Origin of the sequence: Cutibacterium sp. KBN10P07758, from assembly GCF_050286205.1 — a bacterium.
GTDB classification, from domain to species: domain Bacteria; phylum Actinomycetota; class Actinomycetes; order Propionibacteriales; family Propionibacteriaceae; genus Cutibacterium; species Cutibacterium acnes.
Genome location: NZ_JBNNQV010000001.1, coordinates 396,296 through 413,996 on the forward strand (window position 1 = coordinate 396,296; position 17,701 = coordinate 413,996).

The window sequence follows — 17,701 nt, forward strand, 5'->3', positions numbered from 1 at the left end:
ATGGTGCGCATTGGAGTCGTCACCTTCCCTGGCACTCTCGACGACCAGGATGCAGCGCGGGCCGTTCGCCTGGCCGGGGCTGAGCCTGTGTCGTTGTGGTACGCCTCGACCGATCTGGCTGGGGTCGACGCCGTCATCCTTCCGGGAGGCTTCTCTTATGGTGATTACCTGCGTGCAGGAGCTTTGGCTGCTGCCTCGCCAGTGATGTCGTCTATTCGCAGAGCTGTCGATGGGGGCCTGCCAGTGCTCGGTATCTGCAACGGGTTTCAGGTACTGTGCGAATCCCATCTGCTGCCTGGCACCCTGATGCGTAACGAGAAACGACGCTTCCACTGTTCGGTGCAGCAGCTTCAAGTTGCCAGCGTGGACACCGTGTGGACCTGCGACTTCCGTCCCAGCGAGCGCATTCATATTGCTGCTAAGCACGGCGAGGGTAACTACGTGGCGGACGCTGCAACCGTAGCTGCGCTGGAGGCCAATAATCGGGTCGTCTTCCGCTACACCGCTAATCCGAATGGATCGGTCCACGACATCGCTGGCATCACTAATGAGGCGGGCAACGTGGTCGGGCTCATGCCGCACCCGGAGCATTCTGTAGAGGAGCTCACCGGCGCCGGGACCGACGGGCTGGGATTCTTTCGATCGTTGATGACATTCTTGTCCGCCCAGCTGTAGCGGTGTTCGTCCTGGAGACGTACGGCGGGGTGGTCCTCATGGTCCACCCCGCCGTCAGAATTCTGCGGTGTTGTGGCTCACTGGGCGACGTGGATGCGCTGGCCGAGCGGGGACTCGGGACTGACGGTTGGTAGGGCAGCGGCGCCGTCGAGTCCCTCGCCGAGAGGCTCGACGATTCGCGCTCCCGGCATCGCCGCAGAGATTTCCCTGGTAATCGCGGTATGGATGAGCTGAGACTTCATAACCCCGCCCAGTAGACCGACGGCGGGGCTGTCGGCGTCGGTGAGTTCGGTCTGGCGCAGACCGGTAACGGTGGAGTGGGCTAGCTCATGGGCTGCGCGCACGCAGATATCACGGGAGACGTGGTCCCCTTCTTCGGCTGCGGCGGTGACTGTGGCTGAGTAGGCCGCGATCCGTGAGACCATGAGCGGGTCGGCATGGAGTTCCAGGTAGGCAGCCTCGATGTCGTCAAAGTCGTTGCCGATGGTGTGGCTAAGGACTGTCGGCTCGCCGCGACCATCGTGGGCGCGCATGACAGCATCCAGGCCATGACGGCCCAGCCAGAAGGCTGATCCGGCATCGCCGATGATGTACCCCCAGCCGTCGACTCGGGCCACGTTGTGGCGGCCTACGGCCAGAGTGATGACTCCGGTGCCCGACGCTGTAACGACGCCCAGTTGGTCACCGAGAGCACCGAGGTAAGAGGTGATGGAGTCGTGGGCGAGCAGTACTCGACTGACGCCGAAGGGTTTGAGAGCGTGCAAGACGGGAATGGGGTCCTCGTCGTCGCGGGCCCCCGATGATCCGATAGCTACTGTGCATTCGGACTGGGTGATCTCCGGGTGAGCCGTCGCGACGTCGTGCATGATGGTCGCAAACTGCTGGGCTAGCGGGAGTGCGGTGCGCACCCCTGACGAGGTGACGATCCAGCCCGGCCCCCATGGCCCTGGCTCGCACCGCACGCGGGTACTGGACTGTCCGGCGTCGACGGCGAGGACTGGGGAGGAATCACTGCACACGGCATCATTCATGGAGTCAAGGGTATGGGGAGAGTGGGTGGCGTGCCCACCAGAGTATTCGGGACGATCACGACAGCCGATCGAACAGGGGTTACGTGAGTAGTTGCCTATCGGAAATAAGAAAGGCGGCAAAAACATAACCACCTAGAGGGCTTCGGCGATGGTGTCGGTGGTTAGGGGTGCGCGGCGGTATTGCTCCTCGTCTGTATTAGTGTGAATATTTATTGCTGCCTCGCGTCAGTGGGGGTCTGGTTCTGTAACAGCAGTGGAGGTGGCGCCGCGTGGTAACTGGGAACACTGTAGCCTCCCGCGGCTCGGGCGATTCCCCAAGATTACTGTTGTTGCTAAGAGCTGTGCCTACGTAACTTACGTCCATCAAAACTCGAAGAAAAATGCCACTCTTATGAAACTGAATACAAAAACCAAACCGCAACAGATGTGAACAGTGCGACCGCTGTGGCGATACTCATCTTGATAAGAAAACGATGGCCATCATCTTTGATGATGGTGCCTATCGTACCAAGAATCCAACCTGTTAGCGAGAACACCACAATCAAAATAAGGTAGTGTATGAGCTTTTCCTTGCTGCTAGCAAACCTGAGGCTTGTAAGAAAATATTCCATGGAGCCCATGAGCACGCCAGCAAGGCTCGACATGACGGCAGTGATGGCCTTAACTCTGCGTTTTTGTTTTGTCACATTGTCTCGGGAAACTGCGGCCTTTTCCCACAGCCCAGTGAGCCACCCAACTGCAGGAAAAATAAATGACATGAATAATCTAGGTGAGCTGAGTTTACTGTCTGCACCTGCTAATATTGAGGATACTTGGTATCCGAAGATCGCTAGTGCCCAGAGGGCTCCGACGATGGTGCCGGTGGTCAGGCCGTTGAGGGGTGCGTGGCGGTATTGCTGTTCGTGTGTGTTTTTGTGGGTGGTCATCGTGGTGTCCTGGTGGTGTGGGGGTCGCAGGCGTCTCCGATGCCGTTGTGGTCGGTGTCGGTTTGGTCTTGGTTGGCTATGGTGGGGCAGTTGTCTTGTGTATCGGGTACGCCGTCGCCGTCTCGGGTGACCTGGATTGGGAAGGTGAGGGTGTCAGTGGTGCCGGTGGTATCGGTGATGCGCAGGTGTGCCTGGTATGTTCCGATTCGGGTGAGGGTGCGAGTGATCTCAGGCGTGGTGGTATCGATTTCGTAGTGTCGGTCACCGTCTAAGTCCCATTGCCAGCGGCGGATATGGCCAAAGGCTGTATACGACGAGGACGCGTCTAGGCTCAACGGGTTACCCCGGCGCACCTGGCTTTGCCCGATCACCGCGGCACGCATCCGCACCCCCGGCACCGAGGCCACCTGCGCAACACTCTCAGACAAGCTCGCACTCCTGACCGTTCTCGACAGGAGCGCATCATGGACCAACCCAGCAATCTTCTCATGACCGACCACATTCGGATGGTACCAATTCTTTTCATCTTGACTTGGCTCTGACAATATGACGCCATTTCCATTATATGAGTAGCCAGCGGTCTCAAAGACGGCGTTGATCCAACGTTGCGGATTCTGGTCACCGTTATGAACCAGCGGTTCGGGTTCGTGGGTGTTGAACAGGCTGGTGGTGGGGGTGTAGGTCACTTTGAGGGCATGGGTTTTGTTCCAGGCCTTGACTGTGGCGGTTTGTTTGGTGCGGAATTCGTCCTCGGCGGCCCGCACCCGAGTAGACGGCACGTCGCTTCCCGGGGCATCACGGTCCGCCCGGATGAGGTAGGGGTATCCGATCAGGATGACCCGTGTGTGAGCCGGATCGGCCAGCCGCTGCTGAATATGCGACAACAACGTCGTCGTTTTCGTCATCGTGGCATCAATCTTCTTGCGTGACGCATCAACAGAGCCGCCACATTCGGCTGCTGACCACACTCTTTCAATGAAGCAGTTTTCGACGACGCTGGTGAAGTCTAGGTCGTTGCCTCCGGCGGTCATGAGGACCACATGTGTGTGGGGATCCATTCCGTCGGCCTGACTGACAATAGTGTGGTCCCCGGTAGTGATTTGGGCGCCACTCCAGGCCCGCACATCAGTCTGAAACGTGGTATCGTCCCCGAACTCCCGATTCAACCGGCGCGTAAGCACCGAACCATAATTCTTAGGGCTGCGATACGACCCATCAGCCGGATACCCATCAACCAAGGTTCCGTTGCCTGCCGAGTAGGAGTCTCCCAGCACAGTCATCTTCACCAACCGGCGAGGCGGCACCCACCCATCAACCGTGACCGCCCGAGCCGGATTAGCACCAATAGTGTCCAACGACTGCAAACCCCGCAACACCGGAACCGCCTGCACCGTCGCCATCATCGTCCACGCGGGACTAACGACATTACTTGGGAACGAGCCGTCAACCTGCTGCTGACCGGCCAGCCACGCCTGACCCTTGACAGCCTGGTCTTTGTGGTTCGCGTCACCGGCCCGATACAAACCCGGTGCCACTCGCGTCGTCGCACGCACATTCGCACCGTGGTCTGGCCAACCCCACCCATCTGTCTGACGATCGGCATCCAACCGTTTGACAAGCGCCGCCTTGACAGCCGTAATCCCCTCCTGACCGTATGCTGTAGACACCACATGCGACAGGGCGGCGAGCATAAGACCATCAGTACTCGGATAATTCCGCCCGGGACGCGCCGAGACATAGTCGGTGATCGACTTGAATAGCTTCTGCGGGATCGGTTTGCCCAGCCGCTCCAACGCGATCATGTCCAACGCCTGATGAAACGGGCGCTCCTTGAGTGCCGAATCCGGCAACGACGTCACCGGCTTAGCGTAATCAGTTCCCCCATAGGTGGTCGGCTCGCCAGCTGCCAGCAAGGTGATCGTCACCTTCGCACACCCACCCACATTCTTAGAAGTGCAATACGACGGCCCCTTAGCCTTAATATCTTTCTTGATCATGCCGAAAAGCTTCGCATCGGTCTTGCCGGCAGAAATCAACGCCAGCGCCCCGTCCAACTCCGGACCCAAATCACCCTTCGTCAGATCAGCACTATGCCCGTTAATGTAGTCGGCTGCCTTACCGGCCTGGGCAGCGTAATCGGCGGGTTTCGGCCCACCCGCTGCTAGAGCCGGGACAGGCACCCCCCACCGTGCCAGTCACCACCGCAGCCACCACCAGCGAGCCCAACACTCGCCTACGTTTCGTTGTTGCTGCTTCTATCATCTTGTCCCTCCACGGAAACGTCCCGAGGGGACTCCACAGACAACACAGACGTTCACGCGTCGATGCCGACCCCGTAACCCGCAACGGAACCCCACACCACCCCCACGTGACCTGGTACCCCGACTCCCACACCACACAGGCATGGTCACGGTTACGCGACAGTGCCGGACTCCCACCAGCTTCCCCACACCACCTAGGCATCAACCCACCCATTAGGCCGACAACGAACACACTACCCCCGAAGGACCCCAAACGGCACACCACCTCGCGGTCGCCGCGCTCAGCGGAGACGTCTCGGTGCTACGTCGGTCCTGTTTCTCCAGGAGGGTCGAACATATGACGTATCTTCCGGGATTCTGTCATGGGAGACGCGCTCTCGCGCAGACTATCGGGCAACATGCCTATGACGTGTGGGTAATTCGTCACCTTATAGACCACTGCCCGTCACCTCGTCCCCATACCGTCAATTCGTGACAGTCCTGTGGCTACGTCCGAGCAGCCCATTACCACGCTAGGAGTCAACTGGTGAAAGTTCTTCGTACCTCTGTCCTAGGCCTTGCCTGTGCGACGGCGCTCGTCAGCAGTGTGGGGGTGAGCCCCGCCCAGGCGGCCCAACCCGATGAATCCGCAGATCCGCACGTCGCCCTCTTGAGCGAGTACGACCGCTACTGGACCCCCAAACCGCTCGACAAGCAGAACTTCGACACTGCTTTTCGCGGTGACGTGACCCCTCAAGGCTCGAAGATCTTGGCTCGCAACGACGAGGGCGTTGAGCAGATCAACAAGGCCGGGGTTGACGAGGCGAACCAAGCCGCTGACCGACAGGGCAGATCCCAGCAGTGGCGTGCCCTGCGCGATGCCACGATGTTTACGGACCCGTTGCAAGAAGATAACGATTCCCTCGGCCCGGTGCTTAGCAAGTATGTGGCCGAGGGGCTCGCCCAGTGCACCCCGGCGAATGTTCACTCCTGCAGCCTCACCCACGTTGCCCGGTTCCTGTGGTCGACAGGGTTTCAGGAAGTGACGAATAAAAGCACCGGGGCCGCCAAGAAGTACTTCAATTACCCGCGCCCCTACCTTGCTGATCGCAGCTTTGCCGATTCCGGGAATCCGAACAATCTACGCGGCCTTAAGAAAAACCTTGCCATTGCGCGGGTGCCAAGCCGGATCGACGTGAATCACAAGAGGGGTGGACGGGCCCTCCTTACTGCCGGCTACGACCTGATGGACGGCGCCTCGGGTACCAATCTGACCGTCAGCCAGGCTTTCCCGTCGGGCCACACCACCGCTGCCTATGCCTATGGTTTGGCGATGGCCGAGATCTTGCCTGAGCTGGGTCCCGAGATCCTTACTCGCGCATCCGAGGCCGGCAACAATCGCGCTGTGCTCGGCGTGCACTACCCGATGGATATCATGGGTGGGCGCATCGAGGGCCACAGCAACGTGTCCGCCGCGCTGACCACGAATAGGTTGTACGTTGCCTCCCTCAAGGCCGCCCGCACTGAGGTCATGGCATACCTCACCCGCCGTTGTGAGGCCGACGGTCATGGTGACACTGTGCAGGCATGCATCGGAAATGTGGGTGCCAACGACAAGAATGGCTACTACAACACCTTCACCGACTCGGTGTCCACGACGCCGGTGGTCGATCGCGCCTCGGCTCTTAAGGCCTATCGCGCCCGCATGACCTACGGTTTCGACAAGGCTTCCGCCTATGGTGGCCCGGCCCCCGCCACTACTGCTCCGGTCGTCCCGACTGGTGCCGAGAATCTATTGAGCACTGCCTTCCCGACCCTCTCCGATGCCCAGCGCCGTCAGGTGTTGGCCGCCACCGAAATCGATGCTGGGTATGCCCTCGACTCGTCCTCGGGTGGATGGCAGCGCATCAATCTGGCCGCAGCCATGAGCGCCAAAGTGACCGTTGGCAAGGCCGGTCACGTCGTCAAGATCGAGACCGGAAACATCAAACCTGAGGTCGTCTCAGCTCCCCAGGCCTCCTGAGGTCAAACCGAACGAAGTCCAGTCATTGTGGCCGTGACTACTCGGTCACAATGACTGGACTTCGATCACTTCTCAGGTGAGAGGCTCGAGTACTCCGAGTACCTCATTGAAAGCTTCGGTCGAGGACGGGTGGGTCCAGATCCCGTCACGCAACGTTTCGTAGCGCACTCCCAACCGCATGGCCAGTGAGACAAAGTTGACCAGTTCCTGTGAATCAATGCACCACAGGGTTGCACCCAGGACGGTGTGGTCGTCGGCATCAACGAGAACTCGAATGACGCCTTCGGTTTGGCCGACAATCTTAGGTCGCGGCATGGCGGCGATCGTGGCGACGTCCTTGGTTGCCACGAGCACGGAGCGACCGGACTCCCGGGCCTGGCGCATCGTCATGCCGACCTGGGACAGCGGCGGGTCGAGGAAAGTGGTCGCTGGGACGGCCACTCGATCGTCACGGCGACGTGGCCCGTCGTGCAAGGTGTCCCACAACACCCGGTTGTCGTCAAGGGAGATATAGGTGAACTGCGGCCCACCATTGACGTCACCGACTGCGTACACTCCGTCAATATTGGTGCGCAGCTGATCGTCGACGGTAATGTAGCCCCGCTCATCGGTGGCCACCCCGGCGGCGGTCAGATCGAGATCCTCGGTTGCTGGGCGTCTGCCTGCTGCCACCAACACCGCGTCGGCGGCGAATGTCTGATCGTCGGTGACGACGTCGACATGGTCACCTGTTTCATCGCAGGAGGTCACCTGCGCTCCGGTGACGACGGTGACCCCTTCACCCTCAAGCATGTTGCGCACACGCTCGGCGATGTCGGTGTCAAGGGCGGGGACGAAGGTCTCGCCGGCCTCGAGCAGGGTCACCTGGGAGCCGAATCGGGCGAACATCTGGGCGAACTCCAGCCCGATGAACCCGCCGCCTACGATGACGAGCTGCGACGGCAGGGGGTCGACGTGCTGGATCGTGGTGGAGTCATGGACTCGCGGGCCATCGGCTCCGGGAACCGGAAGGTTGGCTGGGTGAGATCCGGTGTTGACGATGATCGTCTCCGCTCGCACGGTGATCTCATCGTCTCCCGCGACCACCTTGACAGTGTGCGGCCCAGTGAAGCTGGCTACCCCGTCGAGGAGGAGCACTTTGCCCTCCAGCATGGCATGGTTGGTGCGGTTCAATGTGGCGATGAGGGTGTCTCGGTCGGCGACGGCTGAGGTGAAGTAGGAGGCGGGGTCGCGACCGTCCCGCTTGGATGCCGAGTCGATGAGGTCCTTGGTAGGCACGCACGCGATGTTGATGCAGCTGCCCCCCGTACATCTGTGCTGATCTCTCGACGAGGGCGACCTTGCGTCCCTCCGCCGCCAGGCGTCCGGCGATCGTTTTGCCGGCCTTACCCCATCCGATGACCAGAACATCGACCGTGAACTCTTTATTCAACAATGGTTCGCCCTTTCGTGTATACGCGATTGGTGGTCGGTGGCCCATCGGAGCGCCGACGATGCCATTCTTTCTCGGTACCCGGCCGGGCCAACCTCATTTCGCGTAACGGGTATTGATGCCGATACGTGCCGGTGCGAGACTCGTTTGTTTTCGCTGATGAATACCCTCGCGCTCGTGGCTAAGATGTCTGGTCGCTTCCGGGGGCATACCGATCGGGGCTTTCACCGCGACGCTCCAAGCTTCTGTCTCGGGCAGCCTTCGTGGATACTTCAAGAGGTGCTGGTATCGTGGATATTCATTTACCTGAGCGGCGTGTGGCTGCATTGCGAGAACTGAGGAGGCACCGATGAGGAGTCCTCGGTTCCTGGTTGTGGTGACTGCGTGTGTGCTGTTTTGCTTCGGTTTGGCGGGTTGCAGCACGATCCAGTCTGAGACGGATGAGGATGCCGCGGCATGCGCCGACTACGCCGTGCCCGATGCGCTGCGTAAGAAACTGGACTCACGAGGGCTCACCTCTCCTGCTGCGCGTGCGGACGCCGCGCAGACATGGTTCAACGAGACCAGACCGGTGGACATCCTTATTGGCGGCTACTGGGTGGTGCGTTCGCGTCGGGGGACCCGGTTTCGTGTCGACTTCTATAGGCATATGAAGTCTGGCTCCCTGCTTCCACCTGACGCGGGAAAATCTGCTTCCTCGGTCGCGTGTCGGATCTACGACGTGGCCCATGGGGTGACGGTCCAGCAGGTTGACTGCCCAAAGGAATCGCTGGATCAGTTACCCTGACACCGCTCCTTGGCTACCGGCTCGCACCCGCCAAGAACGAACACCAGACACCCTGGTCGAGCCGGGGCGCAGCTTCACCGGGAGGAACTGCTCGGTCTGGATGCTCATGGCATGCGCCACTGCCATACTCTGGTGGTGTGAGTTCGATGAATTTGACCCGCGAGGAAGCCCGTCACCGGTCTGAGATCATCAAAGTCGAGAGGTACCACGTCCGTATCGACGTACGCGGTGCTGACGCTGATGGCGCCACCCACTTCACCTCCAACACCAGAGTGCGGTTCTCCACCACGGAGCCCGACACCTTCCTGGACCTGCTCGACGGCGAGATCGAATCGGTCATCGTCAACGGCGAGGAAGTCGAGCCGGAATACGACGGATCGCGTATTCAGCTGCACGGACTCCACACTCACCGCGAGAACCTCGTCATCGTCACCGCCAAGCTGCCCTATCAACACACTGGGCAGGGCTTGCACCGCTTCGTCGACCCGGCCGACGGCAAGGTGTACCTCTACACCCACTTTGAGGCCGCCGACTCTCGCCGGATGTACTCAGTGTTCGAACAGCCCGATCTCAAAGCCCACGTCGACTTTGACGTCATCGCCCCGAGCGACTGGCGGGTCGCCTCCAATCAGGTTCACGAAGACATTCGGGAGGAGGAAGATGGCCTCCTGCACGATTTCGCCCTCACCCCGAGGATGTCAACTTATCTCACCGCCATTGCTGCCGGCCCCTACGTCAGGTTCCAAGACGAGTGGCACTCTCGTGACGGCTCCGAATCGATTCCGCTGGGTATCTTGGCTCGTGCCTCGCTGGCCGAGTACGTCGACCATGAGGAGATCTTCAAGATCACCAAGCAGGGTTTGGCCTTCTACCATCGCACCTTTGGCTACCCCTACCCATGGGGTAAGTACGACCAGATTTTCGTGCCGGAATACAACCTTGGTGCGATGGAGAATCCGGGTTTGGTGACCTTCACCGAGAACTACATCCATCGCGGCCCAGCTACTCGATCTGAGCTTGCAGGTCGCACCAACACCATCCTCCACGAGATGGCTCACATGTGGTTCGGCGACCTCGTTACCCCGAAGTGGTGGGACGATCTGTGGCTTAAGGAGTCCTTCGCCGAGTACATGGGTGCCCACGCCTCGGTTGCCGGCACCGAATACCGCGAGGCTTGGACGAACTTCGCCGTCGGGCGCAAAGCCTGGGCCTACACCGCCGACCAGCAGTCGACAACCCACCCGATCGTCGCTGATATCGTCGATCTGGAAGCTGCCCGTCAGAACTTCGACGGCATTACCTATGCCAAAGGCGCCTCGGTGCTCAAGCAGTTGGTGGCCCATGTCGGTGTTGAGCGGTTCTTTAGCGCGGCCCGCCACTACTTTCGTGAATTGGCCTTCTCATCAGCCACCCTTGACGACCTCATTCGTCACCTCGAAAAGGCCTGCGGACGTGATCTGAGCGCCTGGGTCGACGCTTGGCTTAAGACTGCTGGTCCCGACGTCCTGCTGCCGGAACTTACTATCAGTGACGGCGTTGTTTCCGAGCTGGCTGTCGTGCGTGACTCGATTGACGTCCGCACCGGCCGCGACGTCAATCGTCCCCACACCCTGCGCGTCGGGCTGTACTCCTTGCACGGCGAAGATTTGGTGCGCACTAACCTCATCGACCTCACTATCTCCTCCCCACGCACCCCGGTTCCTGAGGCGGCGGGCAAACCGGCCCCCGACCTCATCCTCATCAACGACGACGATCTCACGTACGCCAAGGTGCGTCTTGGCGCTACTGGTACGAAGACCGTCCTTGCTCACCTGTCGGGTCTGGCCGACCCATTGGCTCGCGCTCTGGTCTGGTCGATGCTGTGGAACTCCGTGCGCGACGCCAAGCTTAAGGTTCAGGATTACCTTGACGCCGTTGCTGCGCATGGTCCCAAAGAGACCGAACCGGCCATCCTCGCCACCGTATTGCAGCAGCTACGAATGGCCGTCGAGAACTATCTTCCTGATTCTGCTCGCAAGACCGCACGGCGCGCCGAGGCAGCCCGGGCCTGGCAGGGACTCGACGAGTCCGAGCTGGGTAGCGACCTACAGCGCTTGTGGGCGCGTCACGCCCTGGCCTTGTCAGCTACCGATCCGGACTCGGCTGGACGGGTTCGTGGCCTGCTTGACGGCAATGTCGCCGGCCTGGTCGTCGATCCAGAAATGAGGTGGCAGTCCTGGATGGCTCTGGCCGCTCTGGGCCAGGCTAGCGTCGAAGACCTGGATGCCGAGCTAGAGCGTGACCACACCAAGACCGGTGTTGCCCATCACATGGCGGCCCTCACCGCTCGTCCTGACGATGCCGCGAAGCAGGAGGCTTATCGTCGCCTGCGCACCCCGGGAGAGCTGTCCAATGAGCACTGTCTGGCCCTCATCGAGGGTTTGCGTACCCCGCTGGGTGCCCAGACGTTTGCCAATCTCAATGGCTCCTACTTCGATGATCTTGAGCAGATCTGGCAGGAGTTCCCGATCGAGATGGCCCAGCGTTTAGTCGTCGGGCTGTTCCCTGACGGTGATACCGCCGAGACTGCTGACCGTTGGTTGGCGAGTCACCAATCGGCCACTGGCGGTCTGACCCGGATGGTTAGGGAACGTCGCGACGCGGCATCTCGTGCCGAAACCGCCCGTGATTTCAATAGCTGAGTAACGGCTTTAACGGCGACGCTGTTTGACGACCCGCCACTGCCGTGCCAAGGCCTCACGCCAGGTAGGCACGGTGACGCCGTTGTCAGCCATGATCTGGTAGAGCCGACGCTGGTTGACCTCTAACCCAGCCAACCCGATGGCAAAGAGGACGAGTTGGGTCGACATCGCCCAGCGGAACCCGCTGAGGGTGTAGCGACCGCCAGGGCACAGCATATCGAGTAGTAGGCCGATAATTTCGATCTCTAAAAGACCGAAGAAGAAGCCGCCCGTAATCGCTACACCGGTCGCGGTGGCCAACCGGTTGCCTGGCTGAAAAGTGCGGGCCACATCGAAGCCGACGTTTCCGCCAGGCAGAGAGATGCCCAGGCAGATGACGAGGAGGAAGAGCATCCACAGCGGAGCGGGCCCTGGCCACACCAGGACGATCAGCCACGCCACCGCGGAGGCAGCGATCATGGCCTCGATGAGGGTGCCACGACGAATGGGATGTCGGCTGGTCAGGATGCCCGCCGTTGGTCCGGCGATGGCATTGGCGATGACATAAACCGTCATGAGTGTCGAGGCGGTGGCCGTTGAGCGTCCCTCAGCGTGGGTGAGGTAGGGCATACCCCACATCAGCGAAAATACGATTCCGGCGAAATTCGACGACATGTGTGCCCAAAAAGCCAGTCGCGTCGAGGGGTGACTGATGACCTCAGCGACCTGGTGGGGGAGTTGTTTGACGTTGCCATCGGTACGTTCCGGCTCCACCCCGGGCGGGGCGTCACGAATGAGGAGGAATGCCAACGCAGCCGCTACCGCAGCACCACCGGCTGCCAGGAGATAGGTGGAACGCCACCCGCTGCTGTTGACCATGGCCACGAGGCCAACGGCTGAGACGACCTGTCCGAACTGGCCTAGCAAACCCGTGAGTTGGGTTACCAGAGGGGTCTGTTTGGGAGGGAACCAAGCTGGCACTAGTCGTATCGCGGCACCAAAAATGAAGGCGTCGCCGCATCCGACGAGGACGCGAGCCAGCACTGCTCCGCCGACGCTTCCGGTGAGTGCCATGACGACCTGTCCTACGGTCATGACGATTGACCCAGCGGTAATGACGACCCTTGATCCCAGTCGGTCGACGGTAATACCGGCTGGAATCTGGAGCACCGCGTAGACCGCTAGCTGCAACACCATGAAGGTGGCGACGACGGAGGCGGGGGCGTTGAAATGGGCGGCTGCCGTTAGCCCCATGAAGCCGAGAGAGGTTCGCTGCATGACCGCAAACCCGTATGCGATCACGGCTGTGATCCACACAACCCATGTCATGGTGACGCGACGACGAGGGCTCGATGTGGTGGTACTCACCTGGCTCATGGTAAGACGTTCTGTCACTCCGATGCGCCTTGAGTGACCTGCATCTGTGGTCGAGGCGGCAATGACGTCGCTCAACGGCTAGATTTGTCCTGTGGCAGACACAGTGGAGAACGCCGTCAGCACCCCCGACGTTGAGCAGCCCTGGGCTGAGTTGGGGTTGTCCGCCGACGAGTACCAGCGCATCCGGGAGATCCTGGGACGCCGCCCGACCGGCGGCGAGCTCGCCATGTACTCGGTGATGTGGTCGGAGCATTGCTCCTACAAATCATCGAAGAAATACCTGCGCCGATTCGGTGACCTGCCTCAGCAGACGCCGCTCGGCCCGCTGCTAGCTGGCATCGGGGACAATGCTGGTGTCGTCGATATTGGCAACGGACTGGCCGTCACTTTTAAGGCGGAGTCCCACAACCACCCCTCCTACGTCGAGCCCCACCAGGGCGCAGCTACCGGAGTCGGTGGCATCGTTCGCGACATCATGGCGATGGGTGCTCGCCCGGTCGGCGTCATGAATGCTTTGGCTTTCGGCCCGCTGGATGCTCCAGATACCGCACGTGTGCTGCCCGGTGTTGTTTCTGGGATCGCCGACTATGGCAACTGCCTCGGCCTGCCCACGATCGGCGGCCAGACCCTCTTCGACCCCACCTATTACGGCAATCCGCTCGTCAACGCCCTGTGCGTCGGGGTGCTGCGTCATGAGGACCTACAGTTCGCCAAAGCCTCGGGTGTAGGCAATCTCGTCGTTCTCTTTGGTGCGGCCACCGGTGGCGACGGTATCGGTGGCGCGTCGATCCTTGCCTCGGAATCTTTCGCTGCAGAGGGCGAGTCGAAGCGACCCAGCGTCCAGGTGGGCGACCCGTTCATGGAGAAGCTGCTCATCGAGTGCACCCTTGACCTCTTCAACGCCGGGGTAGTTGAGGCTTTGCAGGATTTCGGTGCCGCCGGAATCTCCTGTGCCACCTCCGAGCTGGCCAGTGCTGGCGACGGTGGCATGCACGTCGAGCTCGACCGCGTTCCGCTGCGCGACCCGAACCTCGCCCCTGAAGAGATCCTCATGAGCGAGTCCCAGGAGCGGATGGCGGCGGTGGTGCGCCCCGATCAGCTTGACCGCTTCATGGAGATCTGCGCCCATTGGGGTGTCGCTGCCACTGTCATTGGCGAGGTCACCGATACCGGTCGACTTCACATTGATTGGCAGGGCGAGCGGATTGTCGACGTCGATCCGCGGACGGTTGCTCACGACGGACCTGTTCTCGACATGCCGGCCGCCCGTCCGTGGTGGATTGATGAGCTCAACGAGGACGACGCCAACGCGTTGCCGCGCGATAACTCTGGTGAGGGTCTTGCCGGGGCCCTGCTGGCCCTTGCTGGCTCCGCCCAGCTGTGCGACCGTTCCTGGATCACCGACCAGTATGACCGGTTCGTGCGTGGCAATACTGTGCTCGCTCAGCCGAACGATGCCGGCATGATTCGTATTGACGACAACCTCGGCATCGCGCTGTCCTTGGACGCTAACGGACGCCAGACCACCCTTAACCCGTATCTTGGCGCCCAGCTGGCTCTTTGCGAGGCTTACCGGAATGTGGCTGTCTCTGGCGCAACTCCGGTGGCTGTCACTGATTGCCTCAATTATGGCTCCCCGTACGATCCCGATGTCATGTGGCAATTCGACGAGACCATCCTTGGTCTGGTTGACGGCTGCCGCGAGCTTGGCGTGCCGGTTACGGGCGGTAACGTTTCCCTGCACAACCGCACTGGAGATGAGTCGATTCGGCCTACTCCGCTCGTTGGTGTGCTCGGCGTTATTGATGACGTGCATCGTCGTATCCCGTCGGCCTTCGCACACGACGGCGACGCTGTCTTGCTGCTAGGAACGACGAAGTGCGAGTTCGGCGGATCGGTCTATGAGGACGTCATCCACGCTGGCCACCTAGGTGGTATGCCCCCGATGCCCGACCTGAATGCCGAGAAGGCTCTGGCCGCGGTGATGGTGGAAGCGTCGAAGCGCGGCCTGCTGTCTAGCGCTCACGACCTGTCCGACGGTGGCCTGGCGCAGGCGCTTGTGGAAAGCTGCCTACAGGGGGGTCTTGGCGTGTCGGTGAGTCTGCCCGAGGGTGAACCGTCGGTGATGTTGTTCTCTGAGACCCCGGCCCGAGCGATCGTTTCGCTGTGCGGTAACGGCTACCGTGAGTTCAAGGAGCTGTGCCAGGAGCACGGTGTGCCGACTGCCCGTATTGGCGAGGTCATAGATCACGGTGAGATCGAGGTTAACGGTCTGTTCAGCCTCCCCCTTGACGAGATCGAACGAGCCTGGCGCAAGCCGATTCCAACTGCTATGGGGGAGTGACGGGAATTCCTGGCCCGGCTGACAGCGTCAGCGCAGCCAACGGTGCCGCCGCTTTGAGGTTTTTCTCGCGCCACTCCTCGTCAGGCTGGGAAGCTGCGACGATTGCGCCGCCGGCACCGACCGTTACCTGCGACCCCGTTCGGATCACCGTCCGTATCACGATGCTGAGGTCGGCGGTGCGATCGAAGCCGAGATATCCCAGGATTCCCGAGTAGATTCCCCGGGCGCCGACCTCCAGACCGTCCAGGATTTCTACGGACCGTTCCTTCGGTGCCCCGGTCATCGATCCACCAGGGAAGGTCGCTCGCAGTACGTCGACCAATCCGACGTCCTCACGCAATCGTCCGCGCACCGTGGTCACCATCTGGTGCACCGTCGCATATGACTCGATCGCCATCAGACGTGGTACCTCCACCGTGCCTGGTTGGCACACGCGCGACAGGTCGTTGCGCACCAGATCAGCGATCATGAGATTCTCGGCGCGGTTTTTCGCGTCATGTTGTAAATCGACAATTCCCCGGGCATCCTCCACCGGATCATCACAGCGAGCCATTGTCCCCTTGATCGGCTTGGATTCAGCGATGCCGTCGCGTACTCGCAGGAACCGTTCCGGGGATGAAGAGCACACCTCCACACGCGGGTCGGTAAACCGAAGATACGCCCCATAGGGGGCTGGGTTTCGACGCCGCAGTGCGCGGTACAACCGCCAGCCGTCCACGTCGCACCGGGAGGTCCACGTGTCGGTCAGACAGGCCTCGTACGAGTCACCGCGCGTTAGCGCCTGCTGGATTGCGGCAACACGGTCCTGGTAGCCCCCTCGGCTGAGCCGCCACGACCCTTCCACAGGCACGGTTAGCGGTGCGGGCTCTTCGCTGCTACCTGGTCGCTTCACCAGCGTCGCAGCCAGTGCGTCCAATAGATCAGCGGCCTCATTGCAGCCGGGCGTGTCACGGTCGTCCAAGGCTAGGAGGTGAGCGTGATGCCGGTAGTGGTCGTACGCAATCCAGCTGGCCGGACGCATCCACATGGCATCGGGCAGTTCGCTGCAGTGCGCATTCGGGCCCAAGGTCAGCGCCTTGCACTCATAGCCCAGGAAACCGACATAGCCACCTGTGAATGGGATGTCATCTAGTTCCGGGTCCCTCCGTGATACTCCATCTGCAAGACGGCGTTCCAAGAAGTCCAGCACATCACCAGACTGGGTTCGCCCGTTGACCGTCAACGTGTTTGTGATGACGTCGTAACTGACCAGTTCGGATGCCGCCCCCGACGCCGTGCCCATGACACTCCAACGGCCGGTGTCGCCACGCGTGGTGGCCGAGTCCAACCAGAAGGCGTCACCGTCGCCAGCGAGGCGGCTGAAGGTGGCTTCTTCGTCGAGGTCGATGTCCACCGTTTGGTGGTGGATTGTCCACCGTGCCGTAGTCCGGGCACACTTTCGTGACTGGATGTTGCGCGGTTCGCGTTTGTCGCGTACCTCGCTGTGTCGTGGCTGGCTGCCGATCGCCAGGAAGTTCGTCATTAACTGACATCCGACCTGCGTCATGACTGACTCTGGGTGGAATTGCACGCCCCAGTGTGGCCGGTCGGCAACCTCGAACGCCATGATGGCGCCATCCTCGGCGCGAGCATGTTCGACGATCTGGTCACCCAACGTGGTCAAGCACAGTGAGTGATACCGAGTTGCCTCGAAATCTTGCGGTAATCCGGCGAAGATTCCGCGCCTGGAGTGATGAATTCGGCTGACGATGCCGTGATGGGGCCGAATGGTCTGCAACTGGGCACCGTGACGTAACCCGAGGCCTTGGTGGCCCAGGCACACCCCGAGCAGGGGGAGCTTGTTGGAGGCATCGATCACCTGTCCGGCGGTCTTGAAGTCCTTGTCGTTGTGCGGGGAGCCAGGTCCTGGACCGATAACCACGTGGTCGAATTCGCCATCAGCCAGTCGGCGGAGGATCCCTGCACGCTCGACCTCCTCGGGGCGGACCACCACTGGCTCGATCCCGCTGACTTCGGCCAATAGGTGTGCCAGGTTGAAGGTGAAGGAATCGTGGTTGTCAACCAGCAGGATCACGGGCCCTCCTCGGTGACATCCGCTGCAGTGCAAGAGCAATAGCACAAGGATAGGGGGCGCTTCCCGAAACGGGCTGTCCTGGCATCGTGCCGTGGTAGGGGGGCGGACACGCTCATCATTTATGATGATTGT

General features: G+C 61.0%; 11 protein-coding genes and 1 pseudogene. 6 read left to right on the plus strand and 6 right to left on the minus strand.

Annotated elements, in window-relative coordinates:
* Positions 1-675 carry a phosphoribosylformylglycinamidine synthase subunit PurQ gene (purQ, locus tag ACOYO3_RS01995; protein WP_002516327.1) on the plus strand — a complete coding sequence of 225 codons (675 nt, stop codon included), beginning with the start codon at positions 1-3 and terminating at the stop codon, positions 673-675.
* 77 nt (positions 676-752) lie between these two features.
* On the opposite strand, the gene ACOYO3_RS02000 is transcribed toward purQ, so the two are convergent.
* The 3 genes and pseudogenes from ACOYO3_RS02000 to ACOYO3_RS02010 all read right to left on the minus strand — a co-directional run bounded on the left by ACOYO3_RS02000 (position 753) and on the right by ACOYO3_RS02010 (position 4,812).
* Positions 753-1,706, minus strand: coding sequence for an N-acetylglucosamine kinase (locus ACOYO3_RS02000; RefSeq protein WP_002524423.1), 954 nt, complete (start codon positions 1,704-1,706; stop codon positions 753-755).
* A gap of 363 nt (positions 1,707-2,069) precedes the next feature.
* A pseudogene (locus ACOYO3_RS02005) lies at positions 2,070-2,632 on the minus strand (hypothetical protein).
* Positions 2,629-4,812 (minus strand): PKD domain-containing protein, encoded by a 2,184-nt coding sequence (locus ACOYO3_RS02010; protein WP_002545417.1) that lies wholly within the window; start codon positions 4,810-4,812, stop codon positions 2,629-2,631. Before ACOYO3_RS02010 ends, ACOYO3_RS02005 begins: the two are co-directional and overlap by 4 nt.
* 607 nt (positions 4,813-5,419) lie before the next feature.
* On the opposite strand from ACOYO3_RS02010, the gene ACOYO3_RS02015 reads away from it, so the two are divergent.
* A complete protein-coding gene (locus ACOYO3_RS02015; protein WP_002524481.1) occupies positions 5,420-6,895 on the plus strand; it encodes an acid phosphatase in 1,476 nt (491 codons plus the stop codon).
* Positions 6,896-6,967: 72 nt separating this feature from the next.
* Here ACOYO3_RS02015 and ACOYO3_RS02020 read toward each other — a convergent pair whose 3' ends face one another.
* Positions 6,968-8,173 carry a dihydrolipoyl dehydrogenase family protein gene (locus tag ACOYO3_RS02020; protein ID WP_002519571.1) on the minus strand — a complete coding sequence of 402 codons (1,206 nt, stop codon included), beginning with the start codon at positions 8,171-8,173 and terminating at the stop codon, positions 6,968-6,970.
* A gap of 313 nt (positions 8,174-8,486) precedes the next feature.
* On the opposite strand from ACOYO3_RS02020, the gene ACOYO3_RS02025 reads away from it, so the two are divergent.
* The 3 genes from ACOYO3_RS02025 to pepN all read left to right on the plus strand — a co-directional run bounded on the left by ACOYO3_RS02025 (position 8,487) and on the right by pepN (position 11,795).
* A complete protein-coding gene (locus ACOYO3_RS02025) occupies positions 8,487-8,666 on the plus strand; it encodes a hypothetical protein (protein WP_002519572.1) in 180 nt (59 codons plus the stop codon).
* Positions 8,667-8,676: 10 nt separating this feature from the next.
* Entirely contained in the window at positions 8,677-9,114 is a 438-nt protein-coding gene (locus ACOYO3_RS02030; RefSeq protein WP_002515401.1) for a hypothetical protein, read from the plus strand.
* A 146-nt stretch (positions 9,115-9,260) separates the two neighbouring features.
* Positions 9,261-11,795 carry an aminopeptidase N gene (gene pepN / locus ACOYO3_RS02035; RefSeq protein ID WP_002524483.1) on the plus strand — a complete coding sequence of 845 codons (2,535 nt, stop codon included), beginning with the start codon at positions 9,261-9,263 and terminating at the stop codon, positions 11,793-11,795.
* Between the two features lie 9 nt (positions 11,796-11,804).
* Here the strand turns inward: pepN and ACOYO3_RS02040 are convergent, their stop codons facing one another.
* A complete protein-coding gene (locus tag ACOYO3_RS02040) occupies positions 11,805-13,103 on the minus strand; it encodes an MFS transporter (protein WP_002524484.1) in 1,299 nt (432 codons plus the stop codon).
* 139 nt (positions 13,104-13,242) lie between these two features.
* Between ACOYO3_RS02040 and purL the strand changes: the two genes are divergently transcribed.
* Entirely contained in the window at positions 13,243-15,495 is a 2,253-nt protein-coding gene (gene purL, locus ACOYO3_RS02045; protein WP_002524485.1) for a phosphoribosylformylglycinamidine synthase subunit PurL, read from the plus strand.
* On the opposite strand, the gene pabB is transcribed toward purL, so the two are convergent.
* Complete coding sequence (gene pabB / locus ACOYO3_RS02050) at positions 15,482-17,569, minus strand: aminodeoxychorismate synthase component I (RefSeq protein ID WP_002515369.1); 2,088 nt, start codon at positions 17,567-17,569, stop codon at positions 15,482-15,484. The genes purL and pabB overlap by 14 nt on opposite strands.
* Positions 17,570-17,701: the final 132 nt, after the last annotated feature.